The organism is Paraglaciecola sp., from assembly GCF_051252315.1.
Lineage (GTDB): Bacteria > Pseudomonadota > Gammaproteobacteria > Enterobacterales > Alteromonadaceae > Paraglaciecola.
On the sequence record NZ_JBPOFP010000081.1, the window covers coordinates 1 to 21,210 of the forward strand.

A 21,210-nucleotide genomic window follows, 5' to 3' on the forward strand; every position below is an offset into this window, starting at 1 on the left:
ATCCTTTATGTTTAACAATTTTTGTAAAACATAAAGAATAAAAGTAAAGCGACCGACTCCTTTCCCAATGGCCTTCAAATAAAGCAAGTCATTATTTAGGTGTCAGACTTAATGACTAATTCAGTTAAGATAACAATAACCTAGTTTGAGTAAGATCAATCAATCCTTCGTCCCTCAATTAAATCTTGCTGGCTTTGTAAATAATTGGTCATGAATCTTACAAAACACTGAATTTTGCTATTTTTCCTTAAGTCGGGATGGCTCAAAATCCATAAATCGTTTTTATCTTCGCTTTTACGCGGGGGGATCCTAACCAATTCAGGATCAGCATCACCAATAAAACACGGCAAAAATGCAACACCCATTCCTTCTTTGCAAGCCGCTGCATTTAAATTTCCATTGGCAATTTTATGCTTTGATTTAAACTTTGGATAATCTCTTGCTAACTGTCCTATGGGCTTAGTAATTTTGTCGGTCCAGCCGATCCAGTTTTGCTGCTTTAACCATTGATTATCATCAAGCCTATGTTTATATCTTGCACTCATATAACAAGCTCTATGAATGGACGCTAGTTTTCTACCAATTAAATATTCTGGGGGTTCTTTGACCACCCTAAAAGCAACGTCAGCCTCTCGATTGACTAAATTGAACATTTTTGCAGACTCTTTTATTTCTATCTGAATCTCTGGATACTCTTGACTAAACTTGGCCAAACCCGGCATCAATAGGTGCTCTGCGATAATATCAGGCATAGTAATACGTATATCGCCAGATAAAGTATTATCCTCTCCCATTATTTTTCGTTCAATTTGGTTTAACCTCGACTCAATAACATTCAGTTCATCATAGATTTCTTCGCCCGTTCTAGTTAAACGATATCCTGTAGTTTCGCGGTCAAACAACCTTTTACCCAAGGTTAGTTCTAGCTTGTTTATACGCCGAGAGACGGTTGTGTGATTGATGGATAACTTGTTGGCCGCCATACGTATCGATCCTTCTTGGCACAAGACCAAAAATATCTTCATATCATCCCAATTCATCTGATTCACTCGCCACTTTCGTTGTTTTATTTAAACATAAACAAGCGCTGCATTATTGCAACACTTGAATGCAAATTAACTACTTCTCATCTTTGCTTATTTCCCATTTAATCTATGCACCAACAGCTAAGGACTTTTTAACATGACAAAGCAAAGTGACCATAAAATAACACGCATACAAACGATTAATGCCCCGCTAGCAAAAGTTTGGCAAGTAGTCAGTGATTTTGATAACCCTCATCTTTGGGCACCTGGTGTCACCGATGCACATAAAATTGGGCCCAAAGATAAAGAAGTAGGTGCCAAGCGTTATTGTAAGTTAGCCGACTTTGGCAGTATCGAAGAAGAAGTCACACAATGGACAGAGAATGAAGGTTATACGTATGAAGTTACCCCACTTGGGCCACTTACAAACACTACTAGCCGTTGGAAGTTAACGTCTGTAACACCAGAGTCGACCCAGCTAGAAGTATCAATTCAATACGATATTCGATTTAGTGTTTTTGGTAAGTTAATGCATAACTTTATTATGAAAAGTAAATTAAATCAGTCCATTCAAGACACCCTTAGTGCTTTACAACAACATGTTGAAAAAGCACCTTTTGCTGCTTAATTGAGCTATGTCTATTAACACCCCGTGTTTGGGAGAGTACTCATTACCGAATTCTCCCAAATTAACTATCAGTGAATCCGAACAGATAGTTCCTCAACATTACTTGCGGTATCGGCATACAATTGAGTCAATCGAATCTTTGGTGATAGAATGTGATTACGATGATAAGTACGTCATTTTTACTAGTGAAATCGACTCAGCCCCTCACATTACCATTGGTATAGTGGGTTTTGATAACTATAAAACTAAAAGCACTAAAAAGATTGTATATGGCCGTAATTGGCGCGTTGAGCCAAACATGCCTACCTCTGAGATAATACAAACCATTTTTTTAGCTATTCAAAAGGCTAAGGAGCATGAAAATAGAGAATTATTAAGAGTTTCATCTAAAGGTAGAGTTACCACCCCATTTAATAATCATCAAGATGTTTTGCTGCTTAGCAAAGTGTCTCAAAAATTAACAAAAGCAAATTCAACACCAGTAACAGCGGGCTTAATTTCAAAATACTTACCACGTATTTCTTATGGAAATTTAACCTTCAAATTAACTTCTTTCAATCAACTATCTGCTTCGGAATTTTTGGTTGTACTGGGTGTTCAACAAAGTGAGCTTTCTGAAGTCCCTGAGTTGAAAGAATGCCAAACAATAACGTTTATCATTGATGGCAATTCTACTAACGCGTTTTTGCATAGCTTGATGGACTGTTTAATTCAGAAGGGCAATAAACATGTTGAAAACAATTTTACATTTAAAGGTTTTTCTCGATTTAGCCGTGTAAACAATCTTGAAATAATCTCTGAAATGTCACTTAAAACTAGAAACTTACATACACTTCCTGGCCACGATAGTTTTATCGAACAATGGGAGGTTGAAAAACATACCGTAGACAAAACCCGAGTACCTAGTATTTTTACCCACCGACTTAAAAACAAAGTAAAAGACCAATTAGCTAAACACGCTCCTTTAGATGGGTTTGTTCCTTTGCTACGATAACAGCCCAGTTAGCGAATTACAGAACAAAATATACTTGTCTGGTTTCTTATTCAGCTGGTTATCTAGCCGCTTATTTACCCGCTTATTTAGCCGCTAATCGTAAATGCACAGTCACCTCTTCGCGGTTATGGTAAAGGTGTTTTGCTTGTAAACAGTATTTTCCAGCTTGTTGTGACTGCATCACCTGCTCAATAATATCAAGGGCGCCTTGAATTGACTCATAACGCTTTTTCATGGGCAATTTAAGGTTAAACATGGCTTCTTTACACCGACCTTCTGCAACCCAAGTCGCCATAAGTTTTGCCACTCGTTGTGGTTGCTCTATCATGTCGCAAACTAACCAATAAATATTGTTCTTTTTGGGTGTAAACTTAAAACCGTCTTCTGGACAATAAGTCACCTGCCCTGTTTCCATTAACGCCTCGTCCATTGCGCCATTATCGACAGCTTGGACGAACATTCCTCTATCCACTAATTGATAAGTCCAACCACCCGGACAAGCGCCTAAATCTACCGCATGTAATCCACCTTGAAGTCTAACGTCATGCTCTTCTTTGGGTATAAAAGTCTGAAATGCTTCATCTAGTTTAAGGGTTGAGCGACTAGGCGCAGCGTGAGGAAACTTTAAACGCATTATGCCCAGAGGTAGCGGTGAATTATTGTTGCTAAACGAATAACCTATATAGGCTTTATCGTTACTGGTAAAAAACACATGTAGCACTGGCTTATTAGGATTTTCTTTATTGGTTAATTTATTCTTTTTACGTAGAGCTTGTCGTAACGGCACACTGACTTTTCTACAGAATTTTGATAACTCTCTACCTTCTGTTGTATCGGCGTATTCCACTCTGAGTTCACCACATAAAGGGAAATCAGCACAAGCTTGTAAAATCGGCCCCACTCTATCTGTAGGTAACATATCTTCGATCACTTGCTGGCAAGCAAAGTGTTGTCTAGCAAACACTAAATCAGAAAACTTAAGCTTTTTAACCAACAATTCGGCTTGTTCTGCTTGATAACAATTAAACAATACATACCCAGTATTATTTTTAGTCTGCGGGTAACCAAATATCTCAAGTTGACTCGCTTTGTCTTGTACTTCATTTGCCACGTCACTTTCAAACCCAGCACGACAATAGAGCAATAACCCAGCCATTAGCTAACCCCTTCGATAAAATTAGCGCCTTTAAATACAGATACAGCCAATAATGCCCAACCGACAATAAAACACACACCTCCGATAGGCGTGATAGGGCCGAACCATTTTATTCCCGTCAGGGCTAATAAATATAAACTACCACTAAACAAGACTATGCCCGCCAGCATAAACCCACTGCTATAAACCAATAAAGCCTGGGGAATTTGACGATATAAAACAACCAGTAATATCAGTGCCAAACTATGATACATCTGATACTGAACACCGGTTTGGAACGCATTCAGTAACGGCTCTGATAACTTGTTTTTTAAACCATGTGCGGCAAACGCGCCCAGTATCACAGACAACATTCCGCTTATTGCAGCCAGACCTAATACTATTTTCATCATAAGAATTGATTCTTCAAGGTAAGGTAAATTTTTTAATGGGATTTATTTTATCAAAACAAACAGATGTTATATCTAACATAATGATCAAATTAACCTTTGAATGAAACTAACGGTTTGTTTGGTGGCTTCATCTAAGTTTTGTTCAAGGCTAACACCTGATTTTTTTCTAGGCTTAAAGCTGTGGTCACCATCGGTTAAATAGGAAATTTGTACCTGACTCGACATATCATAAGACGTCACTTCTTCTCGTGTACCAAAGGTATCTCTCTCGCCTTGTAGTATCAACACCGGCTTTTTTATATCTTCTAAATGAGCTGTACGTAATTTATCGGGTTTGCCAGGCGGGTGAAACGGATACCCCATACAAATACAGGCTACAGCCTTGGATTCAGGCAATAACATACTGGCCATTCTGCCCCCCATAGATTTACCTCCAATAAATAGTGGGAGTGCCGGATCGATTTGTTCAAGTACCTGGGAAAAATGCGCTAATAACTTGTCTGCACGCTCAGGTGGGCGACGTTTACCTAATTCTTCGGCAAGTTCCATGTAAGCAAAGTTAAAACGCACAACTTGTATATTATGCTGGCTCAAGTTTTCTGCCATTCGTTCCATAAATTCACTGGTCATTCCCGCCCCTGCTCCATGAGCAAAAACAAACGTCGCTATAGGTTTATGGTTATTTTTGGAAATGGCTGGGTTACATAAAGTTTTTATCATTGAATTTCTTTTATCAGTTTTTTGAATGCGGTTGTTATTAATCGGATTGGCTTGAGTCAGCTTGGTTTATAGAAAATTCGACTCTTAAGCAGTCACTAATCAAAGTCTTGTACATCTTGTTCTTCTTTTACTTGTTTTAACAACCATTCTCTAAAAGCGGTAATTTTACCTAAGTCGGCCTGATGCTGCTCACATACAAAATAATACGCTTCTTTTGTGACTAACTTTTCAGCAAATGGACAAATTAGACGACCCGCTTCAATTTCTGATCGCGCTAAAACACTATGTCCTAGGGCAATTCCCTGTCCTAAAGACGCCGCTTGTTGCACCATCATTGAATGACTAAAAATCGGCCCATGATTAACGTTCACCCCCAGCACATTAAAATGTCGTAACCAGACCTGCCAAGACTCTCTGGAAGAATCATGCAAAAGTGTGTGTTTTCCTAAATCGTCTAATTCTCTTAAGGGTTGATCACCTTGAAATAATAAAGGGGAACACACAGGGGTTAAATACTCGGTATGTAATTTGTCGGCCACTAAACCAGTCCATTTTCCGCGGCCATAATAAATTGCGACATCTACATCATCAGTTAAAAACCCTTCGTTTTCATTAACCGCTTTAATTCTTACATCAATGTCTGGGTTTAATTGACTAAATTGATTAATACGAGGCACTAACCACTGAATAGCAAAACTGGTTTGCAAAGCAACCGTAATCGCGCCTTTTTCTCCTTTTACTAGCAGTTTATCTGTAGCATCATTCAGCGCTTTAAAAATATCCTTAAGATCTAGGTAATAACTTTGCCCTTCTTCGGTTAAAAATAAAGATCTTTTTTTACGCACAAAAAGTTTCATAGACAAAAACTCTTCTAATGCTTTTATTTGATGACTTACGGCTGCTTGCGTCACAAATAATTCATCTGCGGCACGTGTAAAACTTAAGTGCCTAGCCGCAACTTCAAAGGCTTTCAACGAATTCAATGGAGGTAATCGACGGTTCATACATGACTCGACTTAAAAGAAAATAGCAATTTATATTAAAGCATTAGTTTTTCTAATGAACAACAATAATATAAGTCATTTAATTTACCCTTAGTTATTGTATACAATTCAAACACTGGTTATAAAAACTTGTTTTAAAACAACGCCAAATCAGTAACAACACAAATTTAATTACAAACAAAATTACATTTTTTACATTACTAAACTTAAGGTTAACAAAATGAAAACATTATTTACAAAACCAATACTCACTGCATTAGCATTGACTACGTTATTATTTGCACAAAGCGCAAATGCAAAACTAGAAAATAAACAAACTGAAAAACCTCAAATCGAAAAACAATACGATTTTGACTTACTAGTAGAAATCAACACACTTATAAATCAAGTCATGGGTGATGTTGAAAAGCCAAGTGTTAAAAAAGACATTGCCAAACAATTGAAGGCTGACAGAGTTCAACTTAAAGCTGATGAATTAATTCAGCAAGTTGATAAAACACTTCCCAAATTCAAATTTAAAGTCGTTATTAAAGACTAGGTAATCTACGTTTGTAATTGGTTATATCTGTGTTTGTGTATCCTTAGTAAGTTTAGCGCTGTGTGACTCCAATGCCCACAATTGGGCAATGTTAGGTCACACAGCAAAACTTACCAATATTCTTTCTTCTTATCTGTTCAGAATCCTAGCGTAAACTTCACTTAGCACTTGTATCTAACGCATCAAACCCTTTAACAAGATCATCTATCGATTTCATCTGTTGTAAATATGGCTCTAATTTATCCAAGGCCAATGCACATGGACCATCACATTTTGCTTCATTCGGGTTAGGGTGAGCTTCTATAAATAAACCCGCAATCCCAAGCGCCATACCACTGCGTGCTAATTGAGCTGCTTGTGCCCTTCTGCCATCAGCTGAATCTGTTCTACCACCAGGTTTTTGTAACGCATGTGTTGCATCAAATATAACTGGTGCGTAGTTTTTCATCTCGTCCATCGCTAACATATCAACCACTAGGTTATTGTAGCCATAACAAGAGCCTCGCTCACATAAGATTACTTTGTCGTTACCAGCCTCGCCAAACTTAGTAATAATATGACGCATTTCATGAGCGGCTAAGAATTGTGGCTTTTTAACATTCACGATTGCATCTGTTTTTGCCATTGCCACAACTAGATCTGTTTGGCGGGCTAAAAATGCTGGCAATTGAATCACATCAACTACCTCTGCAACAGGTGCAGCCTGATGAGGTTCGTGAACATCAGTAATAAGCGGTACATCAAAAGTCTGTTTTATTTCCTGAAAAATTTTCAGTCCCTCTTCCATTCCTGGGCCACGATAAGAATTGACTGACGAACGATTAGCCTTATCAAAGGATGCTTTAAAAACATAGGGAATACCTAATTTAGTCGTGACCTCTTTATAATGTTCTGCAATGCGCATCGCTAAGTCGCGAGACTCAAGAACATTCATCCCCCCAAAAAGTACAAAGGGTTTATTGTTGGCTACTTCAATGTCTTGAATGGATAGTTGGTGTAAATTTTGCATAAGCGCGTTTTTCTACCTTTATTGTTATCTGCTATTAGCATAACAAGCCAACCTGTTCGTGGGTACTGCAAATTAGTGAAGAGACTCAAACAAAACGTCATTATTTAAAGTATAAAACTAGCGATTAGGTCAAATAAGAAGTAAAATCCGCCGTTCGATTTTAGCGCATTGAAATATCATTATTTTCACTCAAGCGCTTTAGAATATGTTTGACAAAGGTTAGTACAATCCGCATGACAAAAAAGCTATTTATTAAAACTTGGGGTTGCCAAATGAACGAGTATGACTCGGAAAAAATGGCAGACTTACTTGACACGACACATGGTTATGAAGCCACGGAAATAGCTGAAGATGCTGACGTTATATTGCTCAACACATGTTCAATTCGAGAAAAAGCACAAGAAAAAGTATTTCATCAACTAGGCCGTTGGAAAAACTTAAAAAAAGATAAACCAGAATTGATAATCGGTGTTGGTGGTTGTGTGGCATCTCAAGAAGGCGACACTATACGTAAACGTGCCCCTTTTGTTGACGTTATCTTTGGCCCGCAAACCTTACATCGCCTGCCAGAAATGATTAATCAAATTAAAGGTGGTAGCACCTCCGTGGTTGATGTGAGTTTTCCTGAAATAGAAAAGTTCGATCGATTACCCGAGCCTAAAGCCGATGGACCTTCAGCTTTTGTATCAATTATGGAAGGTTGTTCAAAGTATTGTACGTTTTGTGTTGTACCATACACACGTGGTGAAGAAGTCAGTCGTCCAGTGGATGATGTGTTACTTGAAATTGCCCAATTAGCTGAACAAGGAGTGCGTGAAGTTAATTTGTTAGGACAAAATGTGAATGCGTTTCGTGGACCTAATTATGATGGCAGTATTTGCACATTTGCCGAATTACTAGAATTAGTTGCGTCAATCAATGGCATTGACAGGATACGATATACTACGTCTCATCCAGTAGAGTTTACAGATGACATAATCGATGCCTACGCAACCATTCCAGAGCTAGTTGACCATTTACATTTGCCAGTTCAATCAGGCGCAGACCGCATATTAAATCTGATGAAACGTGGTCATACTGCAATCGAATACAAATCAAAGATCCGGAAACTAAGAAAAATTCGTCCGAACTTAAGTATGTCTTCTGATTTCATCATTGGATTCCCAGGAGAAACTAACGACGATTTTGAAGCCACAATGGATTTAATTCAAGCCATGGACTTCGATTTAAGTTTTAGCTTCATATACAGCGCTAGACCAGGCACGCCAGCCGCCGATTTACCCGATGATGTCAGCGAAGAAACCAAGAAACAAAGATTGAGCTTGTTACAACAACGGATTAACCAACAAGCATTGCGCATTGCCAGAAACATGGTGAATACCGAACAACGAGTTTTGGTTGAAGGTCCTTCTAAAAAGAATCCTATGGAGTTATCGGGACGCACTGAAAACAACCGAGTGGTTAACTTTGAAGGTACACCAAATATGATTGGTGGCTTTGTTGATATAGAAATCACTGATGTATTTGCCAACTCTCTGCGCGGCAATGTTATACGTACTGAAGATCAGATGGACTTACGTAACGACTTATCTCCAGAGTCAATTCTTGCTAAAAATACGGCAAGTGTTGATGAGTTAGGTGTAGGTGCATATACCCCTGCTGTTTAATTTACTTAACCCAACAAAATATTAAGAGAAATTTAATTGAGTACACTTGTTACTAACGAATTAACATTAGAACCATCAGATCACAAACGATTAGCCAGTTTATGTGGGCCTTTAGATGACAATATTAAGCAAATTGAACGCAGACTTGGCATCGAAATCACCTATAGAAATAATGAATTTAAACTTGTAGGCCCAAAACTACAGGTTGAAAGTGCTAACACCTTACTCAAAACGTTATATGTAGAGACTCAGGTAATTAAAGGGCAAGCAGCGGATTTAGATGCTGAAAAAGTACATTTGGCGATTCAAGAATCTAAAGGGCTAGAACAGGCTGCGCCTAAAAATTATGGCAAAGAAATCCATATAAAAACCAAACGTGGTGTAATTAAACCCCGTAACCCCAATCAATCAGATTATGTAAACAACATTTTTAATAACGATATCAGTTTTGGTGTTGGCCCCGCAGGAACAGGTAAAACCTATTTAGCAGTAGCTTGTGCCGTAGAAGCGTTAGAGCGCCAAGACGTGAGACGAATTCTATTAACTCGTCCGGCCGTAGAAGCCGGAGAAAAACTCGGTTTTTTACCCGGAGACTTGTCTCAAAAAGTCGATCCCTACTTGCGCCCATTGTACGACGCATTATTTGAAATGTTAGGCTTTGAAAAAGTAGAAAAATTAATTGAGCGTAATGTAATTGAAGTTGCGCCCCTAGCTTATATGCGTGGGCGTACACTAAACGATGCCTTCATTATCTTAGATGAAAGTCAAAATACCACTGTTGAACAAATGAAAATGTTTCTCACTCGAATCGGTTTTAACTCTCAAGCCGTCATTACCGGTGACATTACCCAAGTCGATTTACCTAGAGGTATTCGTTCTGGTCTTAGGCATGCTGTAGACGTCCTCAATGACGTAGATGAAATATCATTCAACTTCTTCAGCGCTGGCGATGTAGTACGTCATCCAGTTGTAGCACGAATAGTTATGGCATATGAAGCTCACGAAAAACAGCGAGAAATAGAACGATTAGAAAAAAAGGCTCTACAAGAAGCTCTAGGTCTAAACACATCTAATTCCGCAAATAATGGCGCTAAGTAACACAAATATGAGCGCGATACTCGATCTACAAATTGCGACCCAAAATAAAGATATTCCTAATGAAGAATGTTTAATAACTTGGATTGATGCAGTTTTCGCTGAATTAAACGAACAAGATAAAGAAATCACTGTACGGATTGTTGATGAAGATGAAATGCGCGAGCTAAATCATCAATACAGAGGCAAAGACAAAACAACCAATGTATTGTCATTTCCCTTTGAAATGCCCGAATTGTTTTTCCCCGAAGGAGCTATTAATGAAGAAACACCCAATTTATTAGGTGATTTAGTCATTTGTACTCAAGTTGTGGCGACAGAAGCCGAATTACAAAATAAGAAAAATTTACATCATTGGGCACACATGATTGTGCACGGAACCCTGCATTTATTTGGCTTTGACCATATAAATGACGACGAAGCCCAAGTGATGGAAGCACTAGAAATTGAAATATTACGAAAATTAGCCATTGACGATCCCTACCAAGATCATTAATGATGCTAACCTAAGAATATAGACTTTAGTATAATTAACCAAATAACGAGATCATGAGCGAAGATAATCCCCCGTCTACAAGCGGTTCTGCTAGTAAAAGCTGGATTGGTAAAATAGTCCAAAACTTTTCAGGAGAACCGAGTAATAAAGAAGAATTAGTTGAGGTCATCACTGACGCTCAAGAAAGAGAAGTCATCAATCCAGAAACTCGAGAGATGATGGAAGGAGTGATGGAAGTCAGTGAGATGCGTGTCAGGGATATTATGATCCCTAGAGCACAAATGAGGACCATTGAAATTGATCAAAGCGTAGAAGAATTTTTACCTACCATACTAGAATCAGCTCACTCTCGATTTCCCGTCATAAACGAAGATAAAGATCATATTGAAGGCGTATTATTAGCCAAAGATCTACTTGAATATGCGTTTATTCCTGGGAAAGAATTTGAACTCAAAAATATTTTACGACCTGCCGTCATTGTGCCAGAGAGTAAACGCGTAGATGTACTGTTAAAAGAGTTTCGCCAACAACGCTATCATATGGCTATTGTAGTGGATGAATACGGCGGTGTTTCAGGCCTTGTCACCATTGAAGACATTTTGGAATTAATCGTCGGTGAAATTGAAGACGAAACGGATATTGAAGAAGATGAAAATGACGGCATTCGTCCGCTAAACAAATATACCTATTCAGTTAAAGCTCTGACTCCCCTTGATGAGTTTAACAAGTTCTTTGAAAGCAACTTTAATGAAGAAGAAGCGGACACCATTGGTGGTATTGTCTTAAAAGCATTTGGCCACATGCCCCAAAGAGATGAAGAAGTGTCAATCAGCAACATCAAATTTAAGGTAACCAACTCTGATAAAAGACGTTTAGTGCAGCTAAAGGTCACTCTTCCAGATTTAGATGAAACATCGAGCTAACACATAAATATTGTTCTGAGTTATACCTCGATATGAAAAATATTAAAGCTAAATTCAATCTTGCACTCGCTTTTTTAGCTGGTGCATCTTTAACATTTACTTATGCACCCTTTTCTTTTTGGATAATACTATTTGTAAGCCTTCCTTGTTACTTTTACCTTTTAGCGAAAACAAAAAAGCAACATAGTTTTAAGTTAGGTTTTGCCTTTGGACTGGGTTGGTTTGGAACAGGTGTAAGTTGGGTACATGTTAGTATTGCTGACTTTGGTGGAATACCACTTATTGGTTCCATTGCCCTTATGTTATTGCTTAGCTCCTATCTGGCTTTATTTCCCGCATGTGTTAGCTACATCATTAGTCGTTTCTTTAAACCTCATAATTGGCCAATGGTTTTACCATTTATATGGCTAACATTTGAATGGTTAAGAAGCTGGTTGTTTACTGGATTCCCCTGGTTATCTTTAGGTTACGGTCAAATAACTGGGCCTTTAACCGGTTGGATCCCATTAATTGGTGAATTTGGTACTAATGCATTAATCATGATTGTTTGTAGCAGTTTAGCCATTAGCTATAACAATCAAAGATGGGCAACAAGTTTGTTTATAACCGGGATATTTTGTTTAAGCGGTATAGTCCTCAACCAAATTAATTGGACTACTCCCACTGGTAATAGCGCCCAAATAGCTATGGTACAGGGTAATATTCAACAAGAAATGAGATGGACTCCTGAGCAAGATCAGCCCACTATGGATAAGTATCAGGAGATGACATCCAGTCATTGGTTGAAAAATGAGGTCATAATTTGGCCTGAAGCTGCAATACCTCAATTAGAGCCGATTGCCTTAGATTACCTTCGAAATTTAGACACGTTAGCAGCAGCGAGTAACACAGGATTAATTACCGGTATTGTTAACTACAACTTTGAAACTAAAGAAGCCTATAACAATTTAATTGGTTTAGGATTAAAGCAATCCCTAGATGCAAATGAGCCAGATTCACTTCCAATGGGACACTATCGTTACCTTCATGGTAACCGGTTTAGTAAACATCACTTATTACCTATTGGAGAGTTTATTCCATTAGAAGATTGGATACGCGGTTTAGCACCTATTTTTGATTTACCCATGTCTTCATTTAGTCGTGGTGCGTATCAGCAAACAAATATACAAGCCAACGGACTTTATTTTGCACCAGCAATTTGTTTCGAGATAGCGTTTCCAAGACAAATATCCAAGAACTTGTATTTCAATACTGACTTTATTCTGACAGTTAGTAATGATGCTTGGTTTGGAAATTCACATGGTCCAGCGCAACATTTAGAGATAGCGAAAATGCGGGCAAAGGAATTTGGCTTACCAGTATTACGAGCAACCAATAATGGGATCACAGCTTTTATTAATCATACCGGTAATATTCAAAGCCAGTTACCGCAATTTGAAGCGGCGGTTCTAAGTGATTCGATTCAACTTGTGAGTGGTTATACTCCCTATAGAAATTTAGGAGATTGGCCTATTTGGATGTTTAGTTTGGCTTTATTCATTTACTCACTTAAATCTCGGAATAACAAACAAAAATAAAAGCCGTGATAAACACGGCTTTAAAAACTTCATTACTTCAATCCGTTATCAACGGCTTACCTTTAACATATATTTTGCCACCGCTAGTCGCGTTTCTTCATCAAGGTAATTTTGAGGAGGCATTTCTGGGTAATCCTCACGCTTTTTAGTCGGGTTAGCAATGAACTCTGCTAAGCCTTCTGGGTTGTCCATGTATAAGGCTTGAATTATTTGCACTGGCGGACCAATCATTCGTCCAGTATAGGTATGGCAACCTGCACAAATACCTAGATACGCTATTTTACCTTTTTCACTGCCCTTAATCTCTCTAGGAGCAACTGGCTCATCTAATAAATAGGTTTCAATGTTATCTGTATTTGTAAACTTACACTCTTCCCATCCAGATACACCAGTAGTCACGTAACGATGGCGGTTAATGATACAACTATCACGAGATGTACCTACTCTAATAATATCCGGGTTACCTTGTTTAAACTCTGTCAACATCAACGCTTTGACATCATCGAGGGTGTCATAACCATTGTTGTCCATTAGGTTGTTTAAAATCATGATACGGTCAGGCTTTGTGTCTGACTCTGGATCAATAGTGGTATTAGGTGCGTTTTCATGGTCAGTAATAATAATACCAGCGGTTTTATTATTAGTAATAATGTTGTCTTCAACTATGACTTCATCCGCCGCCATAATTAAAATTCCAGTTCCTGCTGGGATACCCGCCACAGTTGAACCCGGTGCGCCAAAGTTAGCTGTATTATTATCGGTAATAAAGTTATTACGAATGATCACATCAAAAGTTGTTTTTATTGGCAAACCTGGGGTAATAAACGCTAATACTCCTCCGGTATTATTGTGTACATAGTTATTTTCGACTATGGCATGACGACTATTCTCAATTTCAATACCTGCGACAGAATCAAAAACTTCGTTATGCGCCACATGCACATTATCACTCATTCCTACATAGATAGCCGCGTCTTCAATCCCAGAAATAATATTGTGCTCAACGATACCGTTTTTACCTAATTGCGGGAAAATACCATAAACACCAGTATCGACAATAATGTTGTTGCGGATCTCAAAGTTGTTTCCGGCCTGGCCCATAATACCGTTGCCTTTATATTTTGTGATCAGTAAGTTTTCAACGACAACATTATTACCAGAGTAGAGGATGGCATCGTTTAGTTTACCTAAACCATCCATAGTCGCTCGTTTGCCTTCTTGTATAACCCCTATGATACGAATATCATCTTTATCAATATAAACGGTTTCAGAATAAGTACCTGGCATGACTTGAATCGTGTCACCTGGGTTGGCTTTTTTAACCGCATCCATAATTAAATCGCCAGGATTGACGACTATGGTCTCACCTTGTTTCGTGCGGGCGGCCACGGCGGATTTTTTTGCGGACACTTGGTTATCTGAAGCTTTGTCATAGCCCCCTGAATAACCTGCCCCCGTTGAACTATCGGTAATAAGTGTATTCACTGAACCAGTTTTACCTAAGTAAATCCCTCCGGCAAATGCAGCTAACACGAGAACAACAGCTATAAGTTTTCCTGCTTTCATACTATCTCTCTCCTTTAAAAAGAGTGCTATTTTTATTGTTTATCTTGTTGATATTTAGCGTCTATAACGGGTAAACCTGATGGTAAAGCTTTAGGTAATTCAGGGGTCAGGCTTTCATCAGTTAACGCCCCTAAAAACTCTACAATTAGATCTAATTCATTATCTGTTAAGTTAGGCTCCCAAATGTGCCAATGTAACTGCAATGACTCACCTTCAGGCACTTCGTGCCCCCTGCCCTTGTTGTAAAATTCGACTGCATCTCTAAGCTCGGTAAAATTCCCTGCATGCATGTAAGGCTTTGTTTTTACAACATTTCTTAATGTAGGCACCTTAAACCCGCCTCGTAATTTATCAGCGTTAAAAGTGGTTTGTGCGCCAGCATCAAATTCATCGCCGTTTTTCTCTGCCACCCCAATGACAGCAATCTGATTATTGGTAAACAAAGGCGGTTGATGACATTCCGCACAACGGGCGACAAAAGACCTAAAAATATTTAGTCCAGAAATTTCATTTTCAGTTAATGCTTGATGATATCCATGCGCATATTGATCATAACGGCTATTCAACGAAATTAACGAACTTTGAAATGCCACTAATGCTTTTATTACTTGCGGTAATTCAATGCTTTCTTCATTCGGGAAGGTTTGTTTAAACAATGCCATGTAACTTGCGTTATCACGTAAATCTTTTAGTAAGTTCTCAGCTGTATTACCCATTTCATTTTTGGCAAATAATGGACCGATAGCCTGCTCTTCTAGACTTTTTGCTCTTGCGTCCCAAAATAACTTATCGATAAAACCAACATTCCATAAGGTAGGTGCTGAACGGGAGACGACTTGCCCAGAAATACCGACACTTTTAGCTAGGTCATCACTAAAGCCTTTTTCTGGAACGTGGCAACTGGCACATGATATTGAGCCATCTTTAGATAGGAGCGGATCAAAGAATAAATAACGGCCTAAATCAATTTCATTCGGTGTAAAGCCATCCCTACCTTTAGGTAAAGAACTTTGTAATCCGCCAACACCAACATTTTGAATTGAGTCGTATTGTTGATACAGATTAACTAGATTACAAATGCCTTGCTCCGTTAATTCAAAACTGGGTGGGCAAGTATTTTTCAATTGGATATTGTAGGTGTTATCGGCCCAGCTTAATTGGCTGTTAATAGCCAACAAAATTAAAGCTAAAGCCATAACCTTAAATCTCAACATAAGGTTATTCTTGTTCCGATATGTAAAACAAAATGTCTGACAGTTCTTCATCAGATACCACTTTAGCCATCATAGCCATTTGTCTACCTAACTTATCATCTTGATGGAAACCTCGAATACCCTGTTTAAAGTTAGCCATTTGTAGCGCCAAATACTGTGTAGATTGTCCTGACAATTTAGGGGCATTAAAAACTTTATTTCCTTCAGCTTTACCACCGTGGCATGCCCCACATTTAGCTTGATAATAACGAGAGCCATTCATCATATCACCCTCAATCTTTTCTTTAACTGGAGCTACTGATATCTGACTGATGTATGAACTTAATGCATCTATTTGTTGAGGGTCTCTAATTGCTTTTGCAAAAACTGACATCGTTTTGCCATGGATATCTTTAGCATGACTACCTCGTATATCTGAAGAGAAATTATTCAACTGTTTAGTTAAATACCAGTCGAACTGGCCAGCTAATGATGGGGCGTTGAGCTGAGGATTGCCTTGTGCATTTTCACCATGACAAGCGATACATGCGTTATAGGCTTGTTTACCTAAATCATTTGCAAAAACTAATGGGCTTGCACTCATTACCATTAATAATGCGATAAAAGCTCTAACGTTTAATATCATTCAATTCCCCTTACATTAGCAGTTGAGCAACATGCTCAGCCACAATAGGATAGGTAAAAGAATAATTATATTACCTAGCGAATACCTGCTTAATATTAAAAAAAACCTGACGTATTTTGGAATTCGTTATTTTAACAAGCCTTTTACAATAATAAATCAGATCCTATTACGAAATTCCGTTGGTGTTATACCATGGGTATTTTTAAAGGCTTTATTAAAAGAACTGAGACTTCTAAAACCACTATCTAAAGCAAGGGTTAATACTGGAATATGACTATTTTCAGCTTTAGATAAATTATCTGTCACTTCTTTAATACGATAATAATTTAGAAAGTCATTAAAGTTTCGATATTCTAATTCACCATTAATTAGCTGCCTTAGTTTATATTCTTGAATACTTAAATGGCGAGATAACAAGCTAATTGTGACCCCTTCATTTTGATAAAATTTTTCGGTCAACATACAATTTATAATTCGTTGTAACTCTAGTGATTGAGCCTTGTTTGGTTTGATTGGTGAGCCATGTGTGTTGGGAGAATGAAACAAAACATCGTCTTTTAAAGAAAACAATACAAAGTTAACTGTGGTAATAAGCGTGAGTAACAGCAAAAACTTTACTGTGTCTAACCAAACCCAATCTAAATTAAACAACTGTTCACTTACTATAACTAACAAAATATACATAGCAGAAAAAACCACCACACTGCCACGAATATAACGTCTGTCTTGAACAAGATCTGCTTGCCAAGTTTTAACCGCAACAAGTAACGCATGTATGATTAAAAATAGCTCAATAATTAAAGCACCATATGTGACTAGCCCCCAAAACGCGGGGAGCTCTCTAAGATCAAACCCGATTATTAATTGAAGAAGAGTTGAAACCAGAGGAATAAATAAAGTACTTGAAGCTAGCACATACTGCCAATACTCAAGCTCATTTTTCTCTGAGAAGATACTAATAGAGGTTAACCAAAATACACCTGGCAATGCATTACCAGCGATATACTCAAGCCACCACAAGATAGACATATTATTTAATGGTCCAAAACATTCAGATATTAAATAACCACATCCACATGCCATAGAAATAGAAAACAGAATTATGGAACGGTTTTTACGGTAGTTAGATTGGGTAATGTACTTAGGTAATAATAATAAAACACACAAAGCCATTAGACTAAAAGCAGAATGCGCTAAAAAACTAGAGAGTGGCTGCATACGGGATTCTATTGTTCTCTTTTATGATTATGAAAAAAGCCCACCTTGTGGTGGGCTTGTTTTCAACAATATCATTTAAAAGTTATATTTGAAATCCATTCCTATTTCACGACCGCGATTTATACGCCCAAAAGAGGTACCAAAAAATGCTCGGGTTAAATTACTGATACCAACGATATACCTTTCATTAAGTAAATTTCGGCCCCAAAGCGCAATTTCAATCGCTTCATCATCTGTAGTGAAAGACACTCTAGAACTAAGAGATTTTTTATCACTTAAATATGCTGGCAAGGCTAATTGAAACGGCAATATGTCAGCTCTTTGTGCGTTAGTATTTTCTTGGAATACATAATTCACGTGAACATTAATTTCGCCGTAATCTGAATCAGGGAACCAATCAAGGGTGGCAGTATAATAGGTATTATTGTCAGACGACGAAGACGTCGCATCTAACAATAAACCTTCAGCATTGTAAAAAGAAGGTCTATCCGTATCTGTACTACGGAAATCGGTCACTACACCTAAAGTAAGGGAGTCATTTACATTCCACTTAGTATCAATCTCGATGCCGTTGATAGATCTATTTTCATTAATTATGGTACTGACTGCTGTATTACTTCCAGGCTGTTTAGACTCTACCGCTACTTGGAAGTTATCTAGCTCCATTTGATAATAACTAATATTAGCTATCACACTGTCAGACAAAATACCTTTATAACCTAGCTCAAAGTTTGCCACATCTTCTGGCGCAAACGCTTCTTGTCCAGCAGCCTGAGATATGGGCGTCAAAGAATCGAACCCACCTGATTTATAACCGGTTGAATAAGAGGCAAACACAAAATTACTATCGTCAATTTGATAATTTGTCACTAAACGACCCGTTACCTTACTCCAACTGTCTGTGGCAGTTAAATCAACTTGTGGAAAAAGTTGATTACTCACACCAGGCCTTGTCGCGGCATAACTGGTTTCTGGGATATACCAAGAAAAATCTTTCTCATCATTTGAATAACGCAAACCAGCAATTACATGCCATTTATCGGTTATTGCAAAATCAACATCTGCAAATGCGCCCCAGTTCGTGAAGGTCCCCGTGTTATTAACGCTTTCTTGCCAAAAGTTTCCACTATGACTTGGGCCAAAAATCTCAGGTACACCCAATGTTTGTGAAACCACATCATAAATGGCGTCACCCGCTAATAAAACAATACCGTCATTAAGATCTGCACCGGGCATGCCTAGAGCGGCAGTAATGGTTGGGCCAAATCCTAATGCATTGAGAGCACCGGCAAACTCCCCTGGATTCCATAAATGATCCATTGGCAAACCCAAGGCTGCAAACTGACTATCTACAACGGCGTCGAATGTGGCTCCAGGCCCAAAGGCCCCCGCGGCATGAGCATCAGTACTCCCACCAATCGCGCCAGCAATTTGCTGAGCCACACCTGAGCGAATCTCATTATTTAAATCTTGGGTTACAATTCTAGCCACAGCATCTGTGGTGATATTTAATTCAGATGTTTGCGTAACATTTTCTTTTGAGTATGAGAATCCAGCAACTGCGCTGACTCTATCATTCACATAATTAAACTGGAGTTCTGTATAAAAAATATCTGAATCTTCATTGTTTGACGTATCAAAATAACGTGTAATATCTGAAGTACCGTCTTCATCTTCTCTATTTACGGTTTCCCAATCACGTTTGCTCACCACATATTTCATTGACCAATTATCATCAAATTCATGGGTAAACTTAGCTGTTAGACCATACATATCTCGAGACTCTACACCTTCCCTCACATCATTTTCTGTATAACTTGAAAAAGGTTCGGTACCACCGTGAGTAGCATATTCACTTAACCCTACTGCCATAGGCGGCGCCTGATTAAGATCGTCTAAATCTAATGAAAGTTGAAACTCGGTATCCGAAGATATGTCCCAAAGTAACGCGATTCTAGCCGCTTTATGATCTTTATCACCAAGATCCCAGATCTTGTTGTCTTTATTCCAATCTGGTCTAGCTGTGTTTTGTACAATTCCATCTTGTAAACTTAACAGGCCATTGACACGAAGGTAAACATTATCAGATAGCGCAACGTTAGCCATGGCTTCATAACGTTGCAGATTATCGGTACCCCAGCTAAATTTACCAAATCCTTCAGTATCCTCACTTGGTTTATTAGGAATAATACTGACAACGCCTGTTGCTGCATTTCGACCAAACAGTGTACCTTGAGGGCCTTTTAGTACTTCTATTCTTGCAATGTCAGAAAACACCACGTTCTGCGCTGCTCGTGGCATATATACATCATCATAGAAAGTCGCTGAAGATGGATCTCCACCAACAGAGATATTTGGACTTGATACGCCACGAATTTTCACCCCTGCTTGGGTAACATTACCATCACTAAAATCAAAACCTGGTATAAATTTGTCTACATCAGCTAAGCCAATCGAGCTACTTTTTTCGAGTAAATCTGCATTAACAATCCCTACCGTGATAGGAACTTTCATCACATTTTGTACACGTTTTTGCGAAGTAACTTCAATTATTTCGAATTTTGAATCGTCTTCTGCAGTGTCACTTTCTTGAGCCAAAGCAGCCAGAGGTAATGTTGAACATGTCAGTGACAAAGCGACACTTTTTGCGAGTAAACTTTTTAAAGGACGATGTTGACCATGTGCAGTACGGAATAATTTATTCATGCAAAACCTCAAGTGACTAGCTAATTATTATAAGTTATATGGCGACTATAAGAATCTTTACCGTTAGCACTTCCGAATTACTGTTATTTAGGTAACGAATTAATTCACTAGACTGACGGATTCCAAAAAAAGTTAAATAAAACAAAGTATTAAGAAGCATTAAAAATATCACAATTCGTTAACATAAATAACACTAAATTTAAGTTTCAATTCTTAAAACAAATATCTTCGCAAATAAAAACTAGAAAGGTTATAGCGCGAGAAAACATGTAAAAACGATAACACTACTTTGATTATTTCTTTTTATTTATAAAAAAGGGTAAATAAATTTCAAATAAATTACTTAACCCTGGCTGTCACCTGTATTTCAATTTTCATTTTTTCATCTAACAACCCCGCTTCAAACATAGTTGCCGCTGGTTTCACCTGTCCCAAATATTTTGATAAAACAGGCCAGCAAGTTTCAAAGTCCTTTTTATCTGGCAGAATATACGTAACCCTTACAATTTGCGCCAATGAGCTTCCTGCTGCAGCTAAAGCACTTTCAATATTTAGGAAACATTGTTCTGCTTGGATTTGAACCTCATTTGAAATTGACATGTCTGCATAATTATAACCAGTAGTGCCAGATACAAATACAAAGTCCCCATCTACCAC

General features: G+C 38.1%; 20 protein-coding genes. 8 read left to right on the plus strand and 12 right to left on the minus strand.

All coding sequences use genetic code 11. From position 1 onward, the window contains the following. Positions 1-155 precede the first annotated feature (155 nt). Entirely contained in the window at positions 156-1,040 is an 885-nt protein-coding gene (locus ACSHXM_RS15005) for a LysR family transcriptional regulator (RefSeq protein WP_435689850.1), read from the minus strand. Between the two features lie 142 nt (positions 1,041-1,182). On the opposite strand from ACSHXM_RS15005, the gene ACSHXM_RS15010 reads away from it, so the two are divergent. Further along, positions 1,183-1,653: an SRPBCC family protein gene (locus ACSHXM_RS15010; protein WP_435689852.1), complete on the plus strand. Its 471-nt coding sequence runs from the start codon at positions 1,183-1,185 to the stop codon at positions 1,651-1,653. 7 nt (positions 1,654-1,660) lie between these two features. Continuing rightward, positions 1,661-2,647, plus strand: a complete 987-nt coding sequence (locus ACSHXM_RS15015) for a hypothetical protein (protein WP_435689854.1) — start codon at positions 1,661-1,663, stop codon at positions 2,645-2,647. 82 nt (positions 2,648-2,729) lie between these two features. On the opposite strand, the gene rlmM is transcribed toward ACSHXM_RS15015, so the two are convergent. From rlmM to ACSHXM_RS15035, 4 genes are all read right to left on the minus strand, one after another. Beyond that, positions 2,730-3,803, minus strand: coding sequence for a 23S rRNA (cytidine(2498)-2'-O)-methyltransferase RlmM (gene rlmM / locus ACSHXM_RS15020; protein WP_435689856.1), 1,074 nt, complete (start codon positions 3,801-3,803; stop codon positions 2,730-2,732). After that, on the minus strand, positions 3,803-4,192 hold the full coding sequence (locus ACSHXM_RS15025) for a DUF423 domain-containing protein (protein WP_435689890.1): 390 nt from the start codon (positions 4,190-4,192) through the stop codon (positions 3,803-3,805). The genes rlmM and ACSHXM_RS15025 overlap by 1 nt, the downstream gene beginning before the upstream one ends. Positions 4,193-4,279: 87 nt before the next feature. Next, a complete protein-coding gene (locus ACSHXM_RS15030) occupies positions 4,280-4,915 on the minus strand; it encodes an alpha/beta family hydrolase (protein ID WP_435689858.1) in 636 nt (211 codons plus the stop codon). Positions 4,916-5,010: 95 nt separating this feature from the next. Then, entirely contained in the window at positions 5,011-5,919 is a 909-nt protein-coding gene (locus ACSHXM_RS15035; RefSeq protein ID WP_435689860.1) for a transcriptional regulator GcvA, read from the minus strand. A gap of 220 nt (positions 5,920-6,139) precedes the next feature. Here ACSHXM_RS15035 and ACSHXM_RS15040 point away from each other — a divergent pair, with 220 nt between their 5' ends. Next, on the plus strand, positions 6,140-6,457 hold the full coding sequence (locus tag ACSHXM_RS15040) for a hypothetical protein (RefSeq protein WP_435689862.1): 318 nt from the start codon (positions 6,140-6,142) through the stop codon (positions 6,455-6,457). A 157-nt stretch (positions 6,458-6,614) separates the two neighbouring features. Here the strand turns inward: ACSHXM_RS15040 and kdsA are convergent, their stop codons facing one another. After that, positions 6,615-7,466, minus strand: coding sequence for a 3-deoxy-8-phosphooctulonate synthase (gene kdsA, locus ACSHXM_RS15045; RefSeq protein ID WP_435689864.1), 852 nt, complete (start codon positions 7,464-7,466; stop codon positions 6,615-6,617). A gap of 233 nt (positions 7,467-7,699) precedes the next feature. Between kdsA and miaB the strand changes: the two genes are divergently transcribed. The 5 genes from miaB to lnt are packed head-to-tail and all read left to right on the plus strand — an operon-like array spanning position 7,700 to position 13,224. Next, complete coding sequence (miaB, locus tag ACSHXM_RS15050; RefSeq protein ID WP_435689866.1) at positions 7,700-9,133, plus strand: tRNA (N6-isopentenyl adenosine(37)-C2)-methylthiotransferase MiaB; 1,434 nt, start codon at positions 7,700-7,702, stop codon at positions 9,131-9,133. 36 nt (positions 9,134-9,169) lie between these two features. Next, positions 9,170-10,231: a PhoH family protein gene (locus ACSHXM_RS15055; protein WP_435689869.1), complete on the plus strand. Its 1,062-nt coding sequence runs from the start codon at positions 9,170-9,172 to the stop codon at positions 10,229-10,231. Between the two features lie 7 nt (positions 10,232-10,238). Beyond that, positions 10,239-10,724, plus strand: coding sequence for an rRNA maturation RNase YbeY (gene ybeY, locus ACSHXM_RS15060; RefSeq protein ID WP_435689871.1), 486 nt, complete (start codon positions 10,239-10,241; stop codon positions 10,722-10,724). 53 nt (positions 10,725-10,777) lie between these two features. After that, on the plus strand, positions 10,778-11,647 hold the full coding sequence (locus ACSHXM_RS15065) for an HlyC/CorC family transporter (RefSeq protein ID WP_435689873.1): 870 nt from the start codon (positions 10,778-10,780) through the stop codon (positions 11,645-11,647). 32 nt (positions 11,648-11,679) lie between these two features. Beyond that, on the plus strand, positions 11,680-13,224 hold the full coding sequence (lnt, locus tag ACSHXM_RS15070; RefSeq protein WP_435689875.1) for an apolipoprotein N-acyltransferase: 1,545 nt from the start codon (positions 11,680-11,682) through the stop codon (positions 13,222-13,224). 48 nt (positions 13,225-13,272) lie between these two features. Here the strand turns inward: lnt and ACSHXM_RS15075 are convergent, their stop codons facing one another. The 6 genes from ACSHXM_RS15075 to ACSHXM_RS15100 form a co-directional block, all read right to left on the minus strand. Continuing rightward, complete coding sequence (locus ACSHXM_RS15075; protein ID WP_435689877.1) at positions 13,273-14,790, minus strand: parallel beta-helix domain-containing protein; 1,518 nt, start codon at positions 14,788-14,790, stop codon at positions 13,273-13,275. A 32-nt stretch (positions 14,791-14,822) separates the two neighbouring features. Continuing rightward, the gene (locus tag ACSHXM_RS15080) at positions 14,823-16,004 is read right to left on the minus strand and encodes a cytochrome-c peroxidase (RefSeq protein WP_435689879.1); all 1,182 of its coding nucleotides are present in this window, start codon (positions 16,002-16,004) and stop codon (positions 14,823-14,825) included. 4 nt (positions 16,005-16,008) lie between these two features. Next, positions 16,009-16,629: a c-type cytochrome gene (locus ACSHXM_RS15085; protein ID WP_435689881.1), complete on the minus strand. Its 621-nt coding sequence runs from the start codon at positions 16,627-16,629 to the stop codon at positions 16,009-16,011. Between the two features lie 156 nt (positions 16,630-16,785). Next, the gene (locus tag ACSHXM_RS15090) at positions 16,786-17,847 is read right to left on the minus strand and encodes a helix-turn-helix domain-containing protein (RefSeq protein ID WP_435689883.1); all 1,062 of its coding nucleotides are present in this window, start codon (positions 17,845-17,847) and stop codon (positions 16,786-16,788) included. Between the two features lie 75 nt (positions 17,848-17,922). Then, positions 17,923-20,553 carry a TonB-dependent receptor gene (locus tag ACSHXM_RS15095; RefSeq protein ID WP_435689886.1) on the minus strand — a complete coding sequence of 877 codons (2,631 nt, stop codon included), beginning with the start codon at positions 20,551-20,553 and terminating at the stop codon, positions 17,923-17,925. 339 nt (positions 20,554-20,892) lie between these two features. Further along, positions 20,893-21,210: Rid family hydrolase (locus ACSHXM_RS15100; RefSeq protein ID WP_435689888.1), on the minus strand; the 318-nt coding region annotated here is incomplete at its 5' end.

What these genes read in the sequence shown, in the direction of transcription:
- ACSHXM_RS15005 (WP_435689850.1), bottom strand. Translation starts at nt 1,040, where the DNA reads ATGAATTGGGATGATATGAAGATATTTTTGGTCTTGTGCCAAGAAGGA.
- ACSHXM_RS15010 (WP_435689852.1), top strand. Translation starts at nt 1,183, where the DNA reads ATGACAAAGCAAAGTGACCATAAAATAACACGCATACAAACGATTAAT.
- ACSHXM_RS15015 (WP_435689854.1), top strand. Translation starts at nt 1,661, where the DNA reads ATGTCTATTAACACCCCGTGTTTGGGAGAGTACTCATTACCGAATTCT.
- rlmM (WP_435689856.1), bottom strand. Translation starts at nt 3,803, where the DNA reads ATGGCTGGGTTATTGCTCTATTGTCGTGCTGGGTTTGAAAGTGACGTG.
- ACSHXM_RS15025 (WP_435689890.1), bottom strand. Translation starts at nt 4,192, where the DNA reads ATGAAAATAGTATTAGGTCTGGCTGCAATAAGCGGAATGTTGTCTGTG.
- ACSHXM_RS15030 (WP_435689858.1), bottom strand. Translation starts at nt 4,915, where the DNA reads ATGATAAAAACTTTATGTAACCCAGCCATTTCCAAAAATAACCATAAA.
- ACSHXM_RS15035 (WP_435689860.1), bottom strand. Translation starts at nt 5,919, where the DNA reads ATGAACCGTCGATTACCTCCATTGAATTCGTTGAAAGCCTTTGAAGTT.
- ACSHXM_RS15040 (WP_435689862.1), top strand. Translation starts at nt 6,140, where the DNA reads ATGAAAACATTATTTACAAAACCAATACTCACTGCATTAGCATTGACT.
- kdsA (WP_435689864.1), bottom strand. Translation starts at nt 7,466, where the DNA reads ATGCAAAATTTACACCAACTATCCATTCAAGACATTGAAGTAGCCAAC.
- miaB (WP_435689866.1), top strand. Translation starts at nt 7,700, where the DNA reads ATGACAAAAAAGCTATTTATTAAAACTTGGGGTTGCCAAATGAACGAG.
- ybeY (WP_435689871.1), top strand. Translation starts at nt 10,239, where the DNA reads ATGAGCGCGATACTCGATCTACAAATTGCGACCCAAAATAAAGATATT.
- ACSHXM_RS15065 (WP_435689873.1), top strand. Translation starts at nt 10,778, where the DNA reads ATGAGCGAAGATAATCCCCCGTCTACAAGCGGTTCTGCTAGTAAAAGC.
- lnt (WP_435689875.1), top strand. Translation starts at nt 11,680, where the DNA reads ATGAAAAATATTAAAGCTAAATTCAATCTTGCACTCGCTTTTTTAGCT.
- ACSHXM_RS15075 (WP_435689877.1), bottom strand. Translation starts at nt 14,790, where the DNA reads ATGAAAGCAGGAAAACTTATAGCTGTTGTTCTCGTGTTAGCTGCATTT.
- ACSHXM_RS15080 (WP_435689879.1), bottom strand. Translation starts at nt 16,004, where the DNA reads ATGTTGAGATTTAAGGTTATGGCTTTAGCTTTAATTTTGTTGGCTATT.
- ACSHXM_RS15085 (WP_435689881.1), bottom strand. Translation starts at nt 16,629, where the DNA reads ATGATATTAAACGTTAGAGCTTTTATCGCATTATTAATGGTAATGAGT.
- ACSHXM_RS15090 (WP_435689883.1), bottom strand. Translation starts at nt 17,847, where the DNA reads ATGCAGCCACTCTCTAGTTTTTTAGCGCATTCTGCTTTTAGTCTAATG.
- ACSHXM_RS15095 (WP_435689886.1), bottom strand. Translation starts at nt 20,553, where the DNA reads ATGAATAAATTATTCCGTACTGCACATGGTCAACATCGTCCTTTAAAA.